The organism is Kistimonas scapharcae, assembly GCF_039540975.1.
GTDB classification, from domain to species: domain Bacteria; phylum Pseudomonadota; class Gammaproteobacteria; order Pseudomonadales; family Endozoicomonadaceae; genus Kistimonas; species Kistimonas scapharcae.
Genome location: NZ_BAABFL010000480.1, coordinates 62,255 through 80,597, shown reverse-complemented (window position 1 = coordinate 80,597; position 18,343 = coordinate 62,255). Strand labels below are relative to the sequence as shown.

General features: G+C 54.7%; 12 protein-coding genes and 1 pseudogene. 12 read left to right on the top strand and 1 reads right to left on the bottom strand.

From position 1 onward, the window contains the following. Window positions 1-47: 47 nt before the first annotated feature. Window positions 48-793: pseudogene (locus ABD892_RS27195) on the bottom strand (CHASE domain-containing protein). A 715-nt stretch (window positions 794-1,508) separates the two neighbouring features. Here ABD892_RS27195 and ABD892_RS26500 point away from each other — a divergent pair. From ABD892_RS26500 to ABD892_RS26445, 12 genes are all read left to right on the top strand, one after another. Beyond that, complete coding sequence (locus tag ABD892_RS26500; RefSeq protein ID WP_345199391.1) at window positions 1,509-3,524, top strand: SDR family oxidoreductase; 2,016 nt, start codon at window positions 1,509-1,511, stop codon at window positions 3,522-3,524. Then, window positions 3,518-3,979 carry a phasin family protein gene (locus tag ABD892_RS26495; protein WP_345199395.1) on the top strand — a complete coding sequence of 154 codons (462 nt, stop codon included), beginning with the start codon at window positions 3,518-3,520 and terminating at the stop codon, window positions 3,977-3,979. Before ABD892_RS26500 ends, ABD892_RS26495 begins: the two co-directional genes overlap by 7 nt. Before the next feature lie 89 nt (window positions 3,980-4,068). Continuing rightward, complete coding sequence (locus tag ABD892_RS26490; protein WP_345199390.1) at window positions 4,069-5,511, top strand: WS/DGAT/MGAT family O-acyltransferase; 1,443 nt, start codon at window positions 4,069-4,071, stop codon at window positions 5,509-5,511. Between the two features lie 166 nt (window positions 5,512-5,677). After that, complete coding sequence (locus ABD892_RS26485; RefSeq protein WP_345199394.1) at window positions 5,678-7,390, top strand: AMP-binding protein; 1,713 nt, start codon at window positions 5,678-5,680, stop codon at window positions 7,388-7,390. 373 nt (window positions 7,391-7,763) lie between these two features. Next, complete coding sequence (locus tag ABD892_RS26480; RefSeq protein ID WP_345199389.1) at window positions 7,764-8,045, top strand: hypothetical protein; 282 nt, start codon at window positions 7,764-7,766, stop codon at window positions 8,043-8,045. Between the two features lie 89 nt (window positions 8,046-8,134). Next, complete coding sequence (locus tag ABD892_RS26475; protein ID WP_345199387.1) at window positions 8,135-8,689, top strand: hypothetical protein; 555 nt, start codon at window positions 8,135-8,137, stop codon at window positions 8,687-8,689. 164 nt (window positions 8,690-8,853) lie between these two features. Further along, entirely contained in the window at window positions 8,854-11,625 is a 2,772-nt protein-coding gene (locus ABD892_RS26470) for a bifunctional glycoside hydrolase/polysaccharide deacetylase family protein (protein ID WP_345199386.1), read from the top strand. Next, on the top strand, window positions 11,603-15,286 hold the full coding sequence (locus tag ABD892_RS26465; protein ID WP_345199384.1) for a tetratricopeptide repeat protein: 3,684 nt from the start codon (window positions 11,603-11,605) through the stop codon (window positions 15,284-15,286). The genes ABD892_RS26470 and ABD892_RS26465 overlap by 23 nt, the downstream gene beginning before the upstream one ends. A 38-nt stretch (window positions 15,287-15,324) precedes the next feature. After that, window positions 15,325-15,864, top strand: a complete 540-nt coding sequence (locus ABD892_RS26460; protein ID WP_345199383.1) for a hypothetical protein — start codon at window positions 15,325-15,327, stop codon at window positions 15,862-15,864. After that, a complete protein-coding gene (locus ABD892_RS26455) occupies window positions 15,864-17,351 on the top strand; it encodes a PelD GGDEF domain-containing protein (RefSeq protein ID WP_345199382.1) in 1,488 nt (495 codons plus the stop codon). The genes ABD892_RS26460 and ABD892_RS26455 overlap by 1 nt, the downstream gene beginning before the upstream one ends. After that, window positions 17,311-18,033, top strand: a complete 723-nt coding sequence (locus ABD892_RS26450; protein WP_345199381.1) for a hypothetical protein — start codon at window positions 17,311-17,313, stop codon at window positions 18,031-18,033. The genes ABD892_RS26455 and ABD892_RS26450 overlap by 41 nt, the downstream gene beginning before the upstream one ends. Continuing rightward, window positions 17,993-18,340 carry a hypothetical protein gene (locus tag ABD892_RS26445; protein WP_345199380.1) on the top strand — a complete coding sequence of 116 codons (348 nt, stop codon included), beginning with the start codon at window positions 17,993-17,995 and terminating at the stop codon, window positions 18,338-18,340. The genes ABD892_RS26450 and ABD892_RS26445 overlap by 41 nt, the downstream gene beginning before the upstream one ends. The last annotated feature ends 3 nt before the right edge of the window (window positions 18,341-18,343 follow it).

The following is an 18,343-nucleotide window of genomic DNA, read 5'->3' as shown; positions in this document are numbered from 1 at the left end:
TTTTGTGCAAAAACTGTACTCTGTTGCCAAAAGTACGGCCAGCTTGCTCACATTCCCAAGGTTAAGCGGGATTTAAGGAATAGACTATCAATAACAAGGCCGCCAATAAGTATGATATAGGGCTGGTCGGAGTGTATGTCCTTACGAAAGCTTAAGTCTGTCTCGATATCAAAGATCCAGTTTCGACCGTACATTTCGATATTTGAGGACGTCGAAAAAAGCGACGTCGTATCAATCGTCTTTTCAGACAAGTTGTCATTGTAAAGCAATATGCCTTCATCGCTTATTCTGACGCGTACATGCCTGTTTTCTTGTGCCAGAGTCCCTTTCATCAGTTTACTCATGATAAATGGCGCATAGGTGACTCCAAGAATGGATGCCTGACGCTCATCAAGGGTTCCAGGTATGCCGGCGCTCTTGTATACGGGGGTATAGAATAAAAAATCGGGCGTTTTTTTGCGTCTTGGACCAGGGTTATCGGGCCTGTCACCTGGGCGCTGCCTTCATCCCTGGCCCGTTTGATGGCAGTGTACCGGTTCTGCTCAAAAGCCATGTCAAGCCCTACGGCTGCTTTGTTGGGGGTTTCAGGCTCGATATAAGTGATAGGCCAGTATTCTTTTTTATTGTGGATAGGGTGAACGGTGTAATGTGGCCGTTTTTTTCTTTCTTTAAATAAGTAGTTCTCAAAATCTTCGGGCTTTATATTATAAATCACACCAATACCGTTAATGCCGGGGTAAGCCTGGTCAATATTTAGGCTCCCTGCATAGGCTTTCCATTGGTCGTAGGTCATTTGGCTGCCATTGGAGTCAATCAGGGCTGCGCCTCCCCAAAGGGCATTTTCATAGAGCTGCATCCTTTCTTTGACGAGGCTTATGATACGTTCGGCTTCTTGATCGAACTTGGTTTTGTTTTTTTGCTGCACTTGCTGGCTGGAAAAATACCATGCACCAAACGTCAGGAATAATGAAAGAAAGATAATGGCCCAATGTGGCAGGTGTAGACGGGTACCTTTTTCAAGTTTTGACCTCAGGATTGATGTGTCATGCATAACGCTGTCCTTAGTCTTCATGATCACCGGGGAGTTATTGGATGCTCAATACAGTGCTATCGCCAAAACGCATTATTCGTTGAAGGTTTCCTCTAAATACAGTGGCAGAATGTGAATGTCGGTAAGGATTTTGGTGGCTAGTGTCTGTTTTGGTGGTAATGGCTATCTAAATGTCAATTTACTGACTTGAATCACTGGATTGTTTGATTCTTGTCCGTTTAAAGCACTGTCATTCCGGCTTCTTATCAGAAAGTTACCTGTTCTTTACGTGTCTTTACGGTTCGTCGTCATACGTAAAAGGCTGTGGTCTGTACAATGCTCGCCAATAGCGCACCCGGTAAACCCCTCTGGATAACTCAGGATAGATGACTGTTTGTTTTCGGAAATTCCTGTGTATTGCTGTCATGGCACGGTAGCGCATAACAACCATTAAACAACCAGAATCAGCAGACCATTAATGACTTCTGAAAAAGTAACTCCCCTCGAAACCCACTACTTTGTTACGGGCGCTACCGGATTTCTTGGCACCCATCTTCTGGAGCGCCTGCTGGCACGTCGGGGACAGGTGCATATCCTGGTACGTGACCGTAATGAGGATGCCACGCAGAAGCTGCTTGAACGTTTTCGTAATGAGCAGTCGCGCATTCATTGTTATGAAGGGGATATTACCCGTCCGATGCTGGGTCTTGAGAATGAGACACTGGCAGCTTTGCGTTCCCTGAATATCGAGTTTTTCCATTTGGCGGCAATATACGACATTGCTGCATCGTTGGAGTTGCAGCGTGCTGTCAACGTTGATGGTTCCCGGCATGCACTGGATTGTGCTGCTGAAATCGGCGCCCGCTGTTTCCACCTGACCAGCTCTATTGCGGTCGCGGGTCTGTACAAGGGCGTGTTTGATGAAAGCATGCTGGATGAAGCGGGACCGCTGAATAATGCGTACCTGCAAACCAAGCATGATTCCGAACAGCTGGTGCGCCGTGAAACCCGCCTGCCATGGCGCATTTACCGTCCGGGTATGGTGGTTGGTCATTCCGTGACGGGTGAAATTCCCAAGGTAGACGGCCCTTACTATCTGTTTAATGCCATCCGTAAACTGCGTGATTCCGTACCGGAGTGGATGCCGCTGGTGGGGCTGGAAGGTGGACAGCTGAACCTGGTGCCTGTCGATTATGTGGCTGACGCCATGGATCATATCGCGCACCAGTCTGATTGCGATAACCGCTGTTTCCATCTGACAGACCCGAACCCGCGTCGTCTGGGTGAACTGCTGAACCTGTTTGCCGAAACTGCCCGCGCGCCCAAAATGAGCATGCGTATTGATGCGGCGAACTTCAATCCTCTGGTGACCATGTTTGCCAAGAGCATCACCGGTATGCCCAGCGTGCAGCGCTTCACGGATATGCTGCTTAAGGATCTAGGTATTCCCCGTGAAACCCTGGCATTCCTGGAGTATCCCACCCGCTTTGATCGCACCAATACCGACCTGGCGCTCGAAGGCAGCGGTATTCGCCTGAAATCCCCGGAAGAATATGCCCGTGTACTGTGGGCTTACTGGGAGCAGCACCTGGATGAAGAGCGGATTGAGCCGGAAAACCTGAATCGTCAGGTAGAAGGCAAGGTCATCATGATCACGGGGGCTTCATCCGGCATTGGTCGTACAACGGCTTTGCGACTGGCTGAAACCCGGGCTCGTCTGGTGTTGGTGGCGCGCGATCAGCAGGAACTTGAAAAGGTTGCGGCAGAAATCCAGGAGCTGGGTGGTATCGCCCATGCCTGCAGTGCAGACCTGACATCCGATGACGATGTTGAGCGGTTGGCGGATTTGGTTATTCGTGAGCACGGTGGTGTGGATATTCTGGTTAACAATGCCGGGCGTTCCATTCGCCGTGGTGTTGAGCACAGCTATGACCGCCTCCACGATTTCCAGCGCACGATGGATATTAACTATTTTGGTGCGTTGCGCCTGATGCTTGCCTTCCTGCCGGGCATGGTTGAGCGTGGCGGCGGTCAGGTCATCAATATTTCATCCATAGCGGTGCTGGCTGGTAACGCCCGCTTTTCCGCCTATACCGCTTCAAAATCAGCGCTGGATGCCTTCACCCGTTCCGCGGCCAGTGAGTATGCGGATAAGGGTGTGAAGTTCACCACCATCAATATGCCGCTGGTGAAAACGCCCATGATTGCGCCGACCAAGCTGTACGACCATGTACCGACACTTTCGCCTGAGCAGGCCGCCGAGCTGATCATCAAGGCAGTGGTCCAGAAACCTGCGCGCATTGCGACACGTCTCGGCACATTCTCTGCATTGCTGAATGATCTATTGCCCGGCGTCAGTCGTCTATTAATGAATACCGGATACCATATGTTTCCGGAGAGTGCCGCCTCACAGGGCAAGTCTGACGGGGGCGAGCAAAAGCCGTCACCGGAGCAGAAGCTGATGGTGAACCTGCTCAAGGGTGTTAACTGGTAATCGCTGACTGTCTGTTACTGGACGGTTGGAATATAAGGTCGCCGCTTGCGGCGAATCAACAAGGTGACTCTGTCATGAAAGTTTACGAAAAAATGTGGTTGGCCGGTCTGGGCGCTTACGGCCGTTACGAAAAAATGGGTCAGGAAGGCAAGAAGCTGTTCGAAGACCTGGTGGTTGAAGGCGATGACCTGCGTGATCGTTACTCCGACAAGATCGACGAAACCCGCGAAAAGCTGATGGGCAAGATGACCGATACCCTGGGTAAGGTTCGTTCTTCCCTGCTGCCTGAGTCTGAGCAGACTGATGAAGAGAAAGAAGCGCTGTCCAAGCAGATCGAAGCGCTGACCCTGGCGGTCAAGGCGCTGACAGAGGTAGAAGAGTCTACCAAGGAAAAGGAAGTCGCTGAAAAGCCTGTAGCCAAGACTGCACCGAAAACCGCTGTCAAGGCCGGTTAAGGTAAACAGCGGGGCGCTTCAGCGCCTCGCTGGTTTGACGAGTACCTGTTGATGCAACGGGTCGGATAGACGCAAAGCAAGATAACCGCATGGTCACCACCGGACACTTATCAGCGCTTGATACACTGTTTCTGAACCTGGAAACAGATACAACACCCATGCATGTGGGGTGTCTGGCGATTTATGACCCATCGACCTCTGCTGAAGGTCGGTTTGATTTCAATGTCTTTCTCTCGAATTTTGAACGACGCATGACGCAGGTGCCGGTGATGCGGCAACGGCATGTCAGTGCGCCGTTTGGCCTGGATTTCCCCCGCTGGATCAGCGACCCGAATTTCGACCTGAGTTTCCACCTGCAGCATATCGCCCTGCCCAAACCCGGTAGCTGGAAACAGCTGCGTGAGCTGGCGGCCCGTCTGCATGCCAGTCCGCTGGACCTGAGTCGTCCGCCCTGGGAAATCTATGTGGTCGAAGGGGTTAATGGGGTAGAGGGTTTCCCTGTAGGCTGTTACGCCGTTATTACCAAGATCCATCATGCGCTGGCTGATGGTGTGCGAGGCACACAGATTATGGCCGCGCTGCATGACCTGTCACCCAAAGGGTCTTCGGTTGAGAACCGGTTGGCGCCCGTTATTGTGGATCGACTGCCAAACCGGCTGGAGATGCTTACCCGTGCTGCCCTGCGTCTGCCAGGCAACCTGTTGGGTAAGACCCGGACACTGAGCCGTCAGGCGTTACCGCTCATGAAAGAGCTGGCTTCGGTACTGCTGACCGAAGAGGGGCGCCGACAGCGTGCGCCGAAAACCCGCTTTAACGGTAAGTTGTCATCCCATCGTGTGTTCGATGCCGTGACCTTCAGTCTTGAAGATATCAAGGCCATGCGCACCTTAGTGCCGGGCAGTACGGTCAATGATGTGGTTGTCACGGTGATTTCCGGCGCCTTGCGCCGCTACCTGGTTCGCAAGGGTGAGTTGCCGGAAGGCAGCCTGAATGCGATGGTTCCGGTGAATATGCGACCCGATCCGGGGCTGGGTGCCCGGCGTGACAGTGCCGACACTTACGGCAACCATGTGGGTGTGATGTGCCCGCAGGTTCATACGGATATTGAGGATCCTGTCAGGCGTCTGCGGGAGGTGGTGCGTACCACCCATACAGGCAAAGAGCGCCTGGAGAGAAGAAATGGGCTGGCAGTGATGGAGTCGAGCCAGCTGTTGCCGACGACGCTGACCCACTCCCTGGTGCGCGCGGCGGTTCACTTTAACCTGGCCGACCATCTCCAGCCGGTGTTCAACACGGTCATCACCAATGTGCCGGGACCACAGTTTCCCCTTTACCTGGCCGGTTCAAGAATGCAGGCGTTTTATGGTGCCGGGGCCTGTTACGACACGGTCGGCCTGTTCCATATTGTGTTCAGTTACAGCGGCTCGCTGAGTATCAGCTTTACCAGTTGCCAGCGGATGTTGCCGGATCCTGAATTGTATGCCGCTTGTTTGCGGCAGTCGTATAACGAATTGAAGAAACTGCTGTCCTGAGTGGCAGCGGCGAGGGGGCTGCTTTCTCAACCAGAGGGGGGAAGCTGTTCTTGACAATAAGACCCATGGTTTCAGCAGACTGGAGTAGGGATACCTTGCAGGCGTGTCTGTTCAGGGTATCGGTATGACGGTGTGCTCATCAGAAAGCAAGAAGAGTGATACAGCAATGGATACCAGTTTCTGGGATGGCAAGCGCGCCCCGGGCGTACCAGACAACATTAACCCCGATGAGTACAACTCAATTCTGGATGTGTTTAATGAGTCCGTCCGGAATAATGCTGACCGGCCGGCGTTTACCGGCATTGGTCATACCCTGACGTTCAGGGATATTGATCATTACAGCACCTGTTTTGCGGCCTGGCTGCAACAGAATACTGACCTGAAGCCAGGGGATCGTATTGCGATACAGATGCCCAACCTGCTGCAGTTTCCCATTGCCGTTTATGGTGCGTTGAAGGCTGGCCTGGTTATTGTCAATACCAATCCGCTCTATACTGCCCGGGAAATGCATCACCAGTTTAATGATTCCGGCGCAAAGGCCCTGGTTTGCCTGGATGTGTTTGGCCACCTGGTAGAACAGATTCTGACCGAAACGCCTATCAAGACCGTTATTGTCACGAGCCTGGCCGATATGCTGCCCATGCCCAAGCGTTTGCTGGTCAATGCGGCGGTCAAGTATGTGAAAAAGATGGTGGCACCCTATAACCTGCCGGATGCCCTGCGTTTCCGTAATGTACTCAAGCAAGGTGCAAAGGCTCGCTATGTAGCGCCGCCGGCACCGAAGTCCACGGATGTGGCCATACTGCAATATACCGGTGGAACGACAGGTGTCGCTAAAGGCGCCATGCTGACCCACCGGAATATGGTGGCGAACATGCAGCAGTCCAAGGCGATGCTGAAGCAGACCGGTCCGGATGGTCTGCCGCTTCATCGGCCGGGCGAAGAGATCATCATTGCCCCTCTTCCGCTTTACCACATTTATTCCTTCACGGTGCATTTGATGGCCATGGTGGAAATGGGTAACCACAGCATCCTGATCGCCAACCCCCGGGATACGGCGACATTTATCAAGATGATTCAGCCCTGGCGTTTCACCGTATTCATTGGTTTGAATACACTGTTTGTCAGCCTGATGAATCATGAGAAGTTCAAGGAATGTGATTTCAGCAAGTTAAAGGTCACCCTGTCTGGCGGAACCGCATTGCCAGCCGATACCGCGGACCGCTGGAAAGAAATGACTGGAAGTACTGTATCTGAAGCCTATGGCCTGACCGAGTGTTCCCCGGCCGTGTGCATGAACCCGGCGGGTGATCTGGTTCAACAGGGCACTGTCGGGTTGCCGATGCCTAATACTGCACTGATGACCATTGATGCTGACGGGAATGAGACAGCCGTTGGCGAGCGCGGGGAGTTGTGCGTCAAGGGGCCGCAGGTGATGAAGGGCTACTGGCAGCGCGCTGAGGCGACGGCCGAGATCCTGGACAAGGACGGCTGGCTGAAAACCGGTGATGTGGCGATTATCCAGCCAGACGGTTTTGTCCGCATTGTTGACCGCCTGAAGGACATGGTGCTGGTTTCTGGCTTCAATGTGTATCCCAATGAAATTGAAGATGTCGTATCGCGGCATGAACTGGTGGAATGCTGCGCAGTTATTGGGGTTCCCCATAGCAAGACCGGTGAAGCCGTGAAGCTGTTTGTCGTGGCTCGGGATAAGTCTCTGACCAGTGAAATGCTGGACAAATACTGCCGTGAGCAGCTGACGGCGTATAAAGTCCCAAGACTGATTGAGTTCCGTGACGAGCTGCCCATGACGCCGGTCGGAAAAATCCTGAGAAAAGACCTGCGTGCAGAAGAGTTGGCAAAGCTTCAGGCTGCCTGATGTCGTGAACTTCCTGTTAACAAGGGAAAGGCCATAAACAGGCCTTTCCCTTGGTTGCCTGTGTCAGATCGAATGATGCGATCTATGCATCAGATTCGGATCATCAGTACGTACACGCTAACCATAAATCCAGACCATGTTGTTGGGGAATATCAGGGATGCCTTGCTTTGTTGATCTGTGTCAGTTTTCTGCAGGTCGTCGCCCTGTAAATTTAATGGGATGAGATGACCTTCATCATGGATTTGGTCGTGCTAGGGAGTTGGGGCTTTGTATCAAATACAAAAAAAATATGTCGTTGTTGTTGTTCTTGTTTTTGGAGTGTTGGTTTATCTCGGTCGTTCATCGCTTTTGGGTCAGGAGGAGCGGCAGCCGATGGGGTCAACATCGACGGGTACCTTTACGATTTCCCTGAAAATTGATCCTTGTGTTAACGAAGTGGCGCGGACTGATGACGATGATCCGGATGATCTGTGTTTTTCTGCGCCCGGTATCGAATCACTGGTGATTCATTGTCCTGGTGATCCGGACTCAATGCTGGCCATTTATCCTGAAAATAATCGGTTCTGCCTCAATAAAGAGGATAAAGACCGATTAATGAAAAACATGGGTAAGTTGGAAACGGTCAGTGAGCTTTTACTGATAGCGCCAAACTGACTCACCCTGAACATAAGAAAAGGCTTGCTATTGAGATGGCAGGTATAACAGGGATCGAATGATTATAACGAATAACAGGAAAGTTTCTCATGCGCACTGAATGCTTGCTCTCTCTAAGACATGATTGGTTGGTCACGATCGTTGCAGCATTGTTGCTGGGCAATGTTGTATTCCATGTGCCAGAAGTAATGGCTGATGAAATCAGTTGTGAATTACCTTCCGGTACACGGCTGGAGGCGTTGGATGATGATGCGCTGCGGAAAACATTTGGCATGAGGATGGTGAGCCTTGAAGAGGGTGGTGATCGTCATGCGTTTCTCAGTACGCTGATTCTGGCCATAGTCAAAAAGAACCTGAATGATCCGGAAGTACTTACAATCAGCGAACAGTTGTTGAACTGGGATATGAATATTCATGGCGCCTCTATCGATACCGGCAGCGATGGTTTGACGGTCAGGATCATTGATGAAGCGAGTGGCATTGATGTCTCAATGCCCATGCCAAATTCGATCCGGCTTGTTGAAGGGGGGCTCTATATTGGCACCCGTTCGGATAACTGTCTGGGTAAGCTGTCCATGGAAAATATCAGGCAGTCGGGAACGGTGACTATTCGTGCGTCCTTTCAGCAAAATTATCAGCAATAAGAATGGATAACCCGGCGAGCAAAGCAGAAGTCAGCCTATATCCGGGTTGACAAGAGGTTGCACTTTATTGAGAGGATGATGATCCAGGTCCTATTTATACGACATGGATTGTTTATTATGAGGTTGGCTCAAAGCGACTCTCTGTGTCGGAAGTAGGGGGCGGTATGATACGGGGCAGATGGTACAGTCTTTTGATTGTGATGCTGCTATTGGGCAGTGCCGGATCGTCTGCGGCAAACGCGCTGCCTTCCGTTGCTTTTTTTTACGGTGCTTCTGTACCGGTCGAAGAACTGTCCTTCTATGATCGTGTGGTTGTAGAACCGTCCCACCTTAAAGCCGGACAGCTGGCTGATCTACAGCACAGCGGTTCTGCCGTGTTTGCCTACCTGAGTCTTGGTGAGGTTAACGCATCGCTTTGGCGGCGTTATCAGCTGCCGGATGCGTTGATCGTTGGCAGGAACAGAGGCTGGAACAGCTACATCATTGATCAGACGCGCAAAGCGTGGCAGCACTATGTTCTGGATACCCTGATCCCTCCTCTGTTGCAGTCCGGCTATGACGGACTGTTTCTCGATACGCTCGACAGTTACCAGCAGGTGTTTGGCAGTGAAGAGCGCCAGCAGCCCCAGCGTGCGGCGCTGATCGACCTGATACAGGCCATCAGGCAGCGTTATCCGGCATTGAAGCTGTTTATGAATAGGGGGTTTGAGCTGTTCCCTGAGATTGCATCCGCCACGGATGGTATGGCGGTAGAATCGCTGCTCCGCCAGTTTGATCCGGTTGATAACGCCTTCCGTGAGCGCAGTCAGGAGGAGCAGACGTGGCTGCTTGAAAAGCTGGAGCCTGTGCGTCGGGAGGGTATCCCTGTCACGGTTATCGAGTACCTGCCGGATTACCAGCCTGAACAGGCACGGGTGCTGGCTGATCGTCTAATCGCTCAGGGATTTTCACCGTGGATTTCCACCCCCGCACTGGACATTCTCGGTACAGGTCTTTTAAGTCCTGAACCACGCAGGGTGCTCATGCTGTACAACGATGCCGAAGAGCCTGAGCAAAGTGATATCCACAACGTGGTCGCGGTGATTGCTGAATACCTGGGCCTGGTGCCCGTCTATGTCAACGTCAATGGCGAGTTGCCGGATTATCCGCTGAGCGGTCGCTATGCCGGCATCATCAGTTGGCTCAGCGATGAGCCGGATAACCTGCGGTATTTTCAGCAATGGCTGGGTAAGCAGTTGGATGACCGCATACCGGTGCTGTTTCTCAATAACCTGCCTGTCAACGACCCTCAGCTGTTCAGGCGCCTTGGGCTTGGCAGGGAGTCTGCCGGGGTAAAAAAGCCTGTCACTGTGACACGGATACCAGCGGATACAGAATCCTTCGAAGCGGAAATCAAGCCGCGAACCCGTGGCCTGGCGCCGCTGGTCAGCCAGAATGATGCTCACAAGGTGGCTGTGGCGGTACAGGATGCCCGGGGACAGGTTTTTTCCCCGGTGCTGTTGGCGGACTGGGGGGGAATGGCGTTATCACCGTATCTGCTGGCGGATAACGGGCTCGGCTATCGGGAGTGGCTGGTCGACCCCTTTGCCCTGCTCCGTGATGCACTCAAGCTGCAACCCCGCCTGATACCTGACGCAACGACGGAAAATGGCCGCCGGATCATGACGTCGCATGTGGATGGCGACGGCTTTGCCAGTCGTGCGGAAATGCCGGACACGCCTTATAGCGGGGAGGTCATCAAAGAGGCCATTTTTGAACGATACCCGATTCCTCACACGGTATCGGTTGTTGAGGGGGAAACGGGCGCAGAGGGCTTGTACCCAACGTTGAGCCCTGAGCTGGAAACGATCGCCCAGTCCATCTTTCGCCTGCCCAATGTTGAAATTGCCAGTCATTCCTACAGTCATCCGTTTTTCTGGCAGCCGGGCAAATCCGGCATGGATGAAAAAGACACCCTTTATGGGTACCACCTTCCCATCGAAGACTATGCGTTTAACCTGCGGCGGGAAATCAAGGGCAGTATCGATTACATCAATCAGCGACTGGCGCCGCCTGATAAGCGGGTGAAGGTGTTTCTCTGGAGTGGGGATGCCCGGCCTGACTGTCAGGCGATGAGCCTGACCCAAGAGGCCGGTGTCGTCAGCATGAACGGTGGCAACAGTTATTTGACGGAGACGTTTTCCTCTCTGACGGGATTATCGCCCCAGGGGCGTCCGACGTCCGCCGGTTGGCAGGTTTATGCCCCGGTAATGAATGAGAACGTCTACACCAATGAATGGACCGGCCCGTTTTATGGGTATTGTAAGGCCAAGGACACTTTCAGGCTGTCAGAAGAACCCCGGCGAATTAAGCCCATTGCGGTGTACTGGCATTTTTATTCTGGCACGCTGCATGCTTCGCTGAATGCCCTGAAGCAGGTGTACGACTGGGCGCTGATGCAACAGCCTTTTCCACTGTATATCAGTGAGTATGTCCCCAGGGTTGAAGGTTTTTACAACACGGCTATCGCGAGACACAGTGATGGCCGTTGGCAAATCAGGGGTGCCAGTGCTTTGCGAACCCTGAGGGCTGATCGCGCCCTTGGCTGGCCGGACCCTGAATGTTCTGAGAATCTTGCCGGATTCCGGGATTTACCCCAGGGGCGTTACCTTCATTTATCGGCCTCTACGGCCAGTATCTGTTTCAGTCACCAGCGACCGAATGCGGTCTATCTGGACGAAGCCAATGCCGCCATTGATCACTGGCGCTATCTGAATCCACAGAAAGTAGCGCTCCGGTTTGCTGGCCATGGAAACATCCGGTTTACGGTCGTGAACGCAACCCCTTGCCGTTTGGAGCGCGAAGGGAAAATCCTGCGTCCGGTCATCACAGAACAACAACAGGTTTTCAGCATCAACAGCAAGGACTCGGGGGATGCCGTTTTGGTCTGTCGATAGCAACAGGCATCAAAAGACACTCTTTTCTCCGGCGATGCTTCTGGCGCTGCTGGCATGGGTGCTGTTTGCCCTGGTCATGCTGTTTCAGGATGACCGGCATTTTGAGGAACAGTTCGCCGATGCCCGGGCGGACGCGGTGTCCATTGCTTATCTGCGGCAACTCCAGCGCAGCAGCCCGGATGACTGGCGGCTGCGTCACAAGCTGGCGTCTCAGCTGAATGTGACGGGACAGTATCAGGAGGCCTGGGACACTCTTCAATCCGTCACACTGGCAGCACTCTCGCAGGCCCAGGTGATGCAGCTGCATTTGCTGCAGGTGGACGTGGCTGCCCAGTGGGCATTTGCGGCGGCTGATCCGCAGGAAAGAGAGCGCTGGATCGACAATATTCGCGAACGTTTGCGGGATACGCCGTGGCAGGGGCTCTCGATAGAGGGCCTGAAAAAGCTTGCTGACATGGCGGCAAGCATCGGTGAGCCGGGCCTAAGCGCGGATTTTTATCAGCGACTGGCTCGGGTTGATGCCCGTCATAGCCGGCACTGGCTGGAGAAAGCGGCGCAATGGAAGTTGGCGGCCAATGAAAGCGGACAGGCCGGTGCAATCTATACCGATATGGCCGCTGCCATTGAGGAGGGGGAGGCATGTGAACAATGCCATCAGGTTAACCCGGGGAATGGCCGGCAACTGCTTTCGTCGGAGGCCTTGCGCCGACAGGCCTGGCTGAATGCTGCCAGTGCTTTCGAGGGGCAGGAGCGCTATGTGGATGTTTACCGTGTGATGGCCGAGGCGATTGAGCGGCAGTCTCATGATCCTGAGTTGCTGATCAAGGGCATTGATATTGCTGTGGCCATGGAATCCTACGACAAAGGACGTTCATGGCTGAGGCAGCTGTTGTCACGGGAACTCTCGGAAGCGCAGCTGGAAAAAGCGCAGGTCATGGGAACCGGCATGGGAGCGACTGACCTGGCGTTAGAAGCCGCTGAACGACGCCTGAAGTTGGCGCCGGATGACCGAAACCTGCGGCGAGGGCTGGCGGAACTGTACGAATGGAATGGTTTTCCGGCTCAGGCGCTGGAGCAGTGGTTGTGGGTCAATACCCATGAACCAGAAGATAAGGTCGCGCTGGAAAGAGCCTGGGATCTGGCGCAATCATTATACGAGTATACGACAGTTGTTTATCTTCTGGTGAATGCTTCCCGACAGCGGATCCTTGATCATCAGGAGTTAACCGCCCTGCTTGATGCGCTTGAGAGTTTGGGGTTGCCTGAAGCCGCTGAAGATATCCTGAAAAAACACCTGAACCAGCATCCCGATGAACAGCCATTCTGGCTTCGCCTGGTGAACCTGCTGGAGGATGAGGAAAAACTGGATGAACTAGCGAAAACCTGGATGGACATGCATGAGCATTTTCCGCTGTCTCAGGAAGAGTTTCTCCGGTTCCTCAGGACATTGCAGGCGCTGGGACGGTTGGGGGATGCTATCACGATGTTGAGTGAGCATTCGTTCAGAGGGCACGAGATTGATGAAAACACCTGGTTCGATGCACATGTTCATACGGAATACGAGCATGACCATTTGCCGTTATGGCTATTGCTGGCCGATCTGGCCTGGGCGGTAGAGGATGATGTGGTTGCCGCTCAGGCACTCGAGAAGGTGCTGGCGGAGAGGCCGGGTGATGTCATTAACCTTGATCGTTATCTGGCGTTAACAACGGTGTATTCCCCTGAGCAGCGCCTTCAGCAGGCGCTGGCCGGGTTTGAACTGACCGGGCGTACGTATTATGCCGTCATTGCGATGGAGCTGGCGTTCGATTTGCGGCGCTGGGAAATATTGGCGCAGCTGGTGCGTGATGCAAAATCCGCAGGGGGGTTGAATGATCAATATGTTTACTGGTTGTCGATTGCCCGGTTGAGTCGTCAGGAACGGGATATCCCCCGGGCAATAGACGCATTTGAGCAGGCTTTGTTGTTGGTTGGCCACACGCCGGACATTATGGAAACCTATCTCTGGTTTCTGATCAGTGAGAACCAGCGTGAACAACTGGAAAGACTGCTTGGGCAATGGTATGCCGTTGCCCGGGATGAGCCGGCATTATGGCCGGTGATGGCAGCGGGTTCGGGTAGCATCGCGGACTACCGGATAGCATTGTTCTGGTACAAAAAGGCACTCCAGCAACAGCCCGGCGACGTGCTGCTGCAGCTGGCGTATGCCGACACACTGGCGCTGGTGGGGGATACTGCCCGGGCCTGGTCAGTGAGAAGGGCTGCAGTGGCAGCGATTCGACAGGAGGAGCCCTGGCTGACGGAGGTTGAGTGGCGGCCTCGAGCGATTCAGCTGCGGGTCTGGCTGAACGGTTTGGCAAACAGTATTCAGTGGGTAGGGCAGACCGGTGCCTCCCGTCCCGAACTCTGGATGCCGGAGCTGACCAGGTTGCTGATGCAGGCTGGCAACCTGCCCGCCGCACAGGAATGGTTATCGCATTATCAGCAGCAGGGGGGCGAGGCGCCGCTTTATCAGCTGTTGTCGATCGCCTTGCAGGGGGACCGGGAGGCGTTGGCTCCGCTGCTGGCTCAGCTTGGCCCGGGGCCGGATCGGGTTGAAGGGCTGCTGACGTCAGGTTACGCCAGTGAGGCACTGGCGGAAGCGCTGCAGGGGATTGACCACCGTTATCCGGACAACAGCCACCCGGTCCTGACAGAGCAGGCGGTGGCCTTGACCGTGGAGGCGCCCAGTGGCTGGCGGGTTCGCGGACTGAGTCGGAGTGATTCCTCGTTGTCATCCCAGGGGTATGAAATGACGCTTGCCCAGCGGTTTGATCGCTGGCATATCCGGCTGGATTCTGAGTTCGCGAGCTATGAGCATGATGGCGGTGTCATCACGGCGTCGCTGGGTGACCAGCTCAGTCACCGGTTGCAATTCACCCGGTTGACGGAGGATGGCTTCTGGCGTGGCTACGCAAGTGTTTCACAACGTGAAGACAGTGACCGTGAAGGGGGTGGTTTCAGCTGGCTGAAACACTGGGATAGTCAAACCAGTGTCCGCTTTTTCGGCGATTACCGCGATAAGACAGCGGTGACCTCACTGATGGGGGGGCTGGGTCAGGAAAGTCGCCTGGGTCTTGCTGTCAATTACCAGATAAGCGGCAGTGACAGCCTTTATCTCAAGGGGAATGTCAGCCGGTTCAGTGATCGTTATCAGGGTAAAAAACTGGGGGACGGGTACCATTTTGAGGGGCGGTGGGCCCATCAGCTGTTTTTCCGGGATCCGGAATGGGTGGTGTCCGCAGGCATGGACTGGCACCAGTACTCCCTGGAACAGAGCCTGGGAACAGTGTTGGCTGACCGGCTGGTTGACGGCAGTACGCCAGCGACATTGTTGCCAGAGCAGTATCGTTATTTTCTGGTGGACAGCCGCTGGCAGCATGGTGAGCCGGGTGCGTTGAATGCCCGGGTACCATCGCCCCGCTGGCAGTTTGGCATAACGGCGGGTTATCAGCAGCCGGAAGACACCGTCAGCTACAACCTGGAGGCGGGAATGGGCTGGCGGTTGTTCGGGAATGACGAATTTAGCCTGACCGCAGGTTATGACAGTGCGCCCCAGGGGGCTGCCGGTGAGGCGGGATACCGGTTCACGCTGGGTTACCAGTATCGGTTTGGGCGCTAGGGCGAGACAGAATAAAACAGCAAAACAGGAGTGACGGCATGCGACGGTCTGGATTCCGGTTCGTTTTATGGCTGGTGTTGGGGGGATATGGACTGCTGGTCGGTTGTACGACACAGCAGTATCGGGATGATGCCCCCGTGGTTGAGCGACAGGCTGCGTGGCTCCTGTTGCCGCTGGTCAATTATTCACAGACACCGATGGCAGGAGAACGGGCTGAAGCCATTCTGGAAACCCGGTTGCATGCCGCCGGGGTGAAAACACTCATGCAATACCCGTCAGTGCCTGCCGATGACGGGTTTCCCTCCCTGAATGAACGCCTGCGTTATGAGAAGGCGCTGCTGTGGGCCCGGCATCAGGGGGCTACCTATGCGATAACCGGCTCCATTGAAGAGTGGCGTTACAAAAGTGGTCTGGATGGTGAGCCCGCAGTGGGCATTTCCCTGAAAATTCTGGCCCTGCCGGATGAACGGGTGCTCTGGAGTGGCAGCGCCGCCCGTGCCGGCTGGTCCCGGGAGAGCCTGGCGGGAACGGCGCAGCGGGTGATTGATGAACTGATCGGTACGGTCAGGTTTGACTGATGGCTGTTATCGACATGATCAATCGATGCCGTCACCCTGCGTCGTTGAATGCTCTCCTGCGACGCCTTCAGGAAGGGACGGCCTGGTGGGAAGTGCCGACCATCACATTGGTCGCCCTGGGGGTGGCCTGGCTGGTCAATCCAGAGGACCTGTTGACACTGTCCAGCCGTTTTCCATGGATGGTTCTTGCGCCTTTGCTGGTGGGCCTGCGCTATGGCTTTGCCTGGGCGGCATTGTCGACCATCCTGTTGCTGCTCGCAGATTCATTGCATGCGCGCTGGCTGGGTATACCGTGGCGCACGCCGGGTGGGTGGTTGCTGGGCACTCTGGCTGTCAGTCTGATTGCCGGCGAATTCAGGGAAGTGTGGGAGCGACGGCTGATCCGTCTGGAGCGGGCCGGACGTTACCGGGAGGCCCGGATGGCTGAATTTACCCGCTCCTATCACGTGCTGAAGCGCTCCCATGCCTTGCTGGAGCAGGAACTGGCATTGAATGGTTTCAGCCTGTACGGCGCGTTACAGGATATTCGCAGGCAGCTGCTCGCGGCCAGTGATGAAGCACCATGTCTGGCGGAATGTGCTCACCCGCTTTTACAGTTGCTTACGCACTATGGCGAGGTGCAGTCGGGCGCACTGTTTGCAGTCAGGGAGGGGCGGGTTGAATTACAGGAGCCACTGGCTGCAACCGGCCATTTTCCCATGGTTGATGGCTATGATCCGCTGATCGTGCGGGCAATGAAAACCGCCAGGGCATGTTGTATTGAACCTGCAACGCTCACGCGGCATTCCCTGGCAGCGAGCGGCAGGTTGCTGGCCTGTATCCCTCTGGTGGATAGTCAAGGCAACAATCATGCACTGCTGGCTGTCCACCGCTTACCGTTTGACTGCCTGAATGCAACGCACCTTGAGCGACTGGCCGTACTGTGCGGGCATGTGGCTGACAGTCTTGATCTAGCCCGGGTGGCCGGAAACGTTCCGCATGGTGATAGCGATGTCTGTGCTTTTCATGTGCAGTTAGTGCGTTGTATCCATGATGTGGCAGCGTATCGGCTCAATGCCGGGCTGGTGGCTGTCAGGATAGGTAATTTCGGATTGGCGCCGGCCTTGATTGAATCAATGCGGATGTATCGACGGGCATTGGACAAGGTGCTGGTTCTGAACGAAGCAGGCAGTGAGCACTGTATCGCACTGGTGCTGATGCCGCTGTCTGATTCTCAGGATGTCGACGCGTACGTCAATGAATTTCCCGATTTTCTGAAAAAGTATCACCGGGTGGATATGGGCACTGCCGAGGTGGTGATTAATGCCGTGTCCCTGAATGACTGTCAGACGGGGAATGCATTAACGACCTTCCTGAAAGGCATCGGGTATCCCCTGGTAGCGCGGCTTGCTGTGTCGGTCGAGCATGCTGGGAACCAGGGGGCAGTGTTGGAAGAAGGAGAATCCAGTGATTCGATGGTTGCTGATTCCAATCGCCCTGACGCTTGATCTTGGCGGGCTGTTTTTTTTGTCGCTGGAGAAGCCTTCTCTGGCTCTGATTGCCTGGCTTGCGTCGCATACCTTGGCCTGCCTGTGTTTTCTGGTTGGAATCCCCGCAGTGCTACCGAGCGGCTATCGTCGGTTATGGCGCAGGGAATGGTTGTTTTTTGCGGTCATTCCTTTTCTGCTCCCGGTGATGGGGATGTGGGGCGTGCTGCTTGCGGTTATACCGGCTCTTCACTGGCCGCAGCGTCAGCATAAAGCGTCGTTTATTGTCGCAAAACTGCCGCAGCTACCCTATCGGTCATCGGATATTGATGCGCGGCCCAGGTTGAAGCCGGGCGCACTGAGTGCGTTGTTGCGCTCCTCCGGGGAGGAGGCTGAGCGGGTAAAGGCTGTTCTGGCGTTGCGTTATCTCAATGACACCAAGGCAAACCGTATTCTGCGGGAGGCCATGAAAGATCTGGTGGATGATGTGCGCTTGCTGGCTTATTCAGTGCTTGAGCAGAAGGAGGCCAGTATCCGGCAGGCTATTCAGAGAACCCGCAAAGCGCTGGATGGCTGTAGCGGTACCGCTGCTGTCAACGGGCTTAAGCAACTGGCTGCCTGGCATTGGGCGCTGGTGCAGCAGGAGCTGGTTCAGGGGGGGGGTGGCAGAGGGCCTTGGGCGGGAAGCGATTGGCTTTATTGACAGGGTGCTGGCAGAGGAACGGGATGCAGACATGCTCCAGCTGAAAGGACGAATCCTGCGATGGCAGGGAAGGTTAGAGGACGCTGCGGCCTGTTTTGCTCAGGCTGTTGAGGCCGGTATGCCGATTGACGTCATGGTTGAAGACAGGATGGAACTGGCTTTTCTACAGCGGGATTTTATCCGCCTGACGGATCTGGCGCACGGTATATCGGGGCTGGCCTACCAACCGCCCCGACTGGCCAGAGCCCTTCGTCACTGGCGGAAAAAGGGCGACCGGCTCTCGGCCGGAATGCCTGCAGCGGAATAAAAC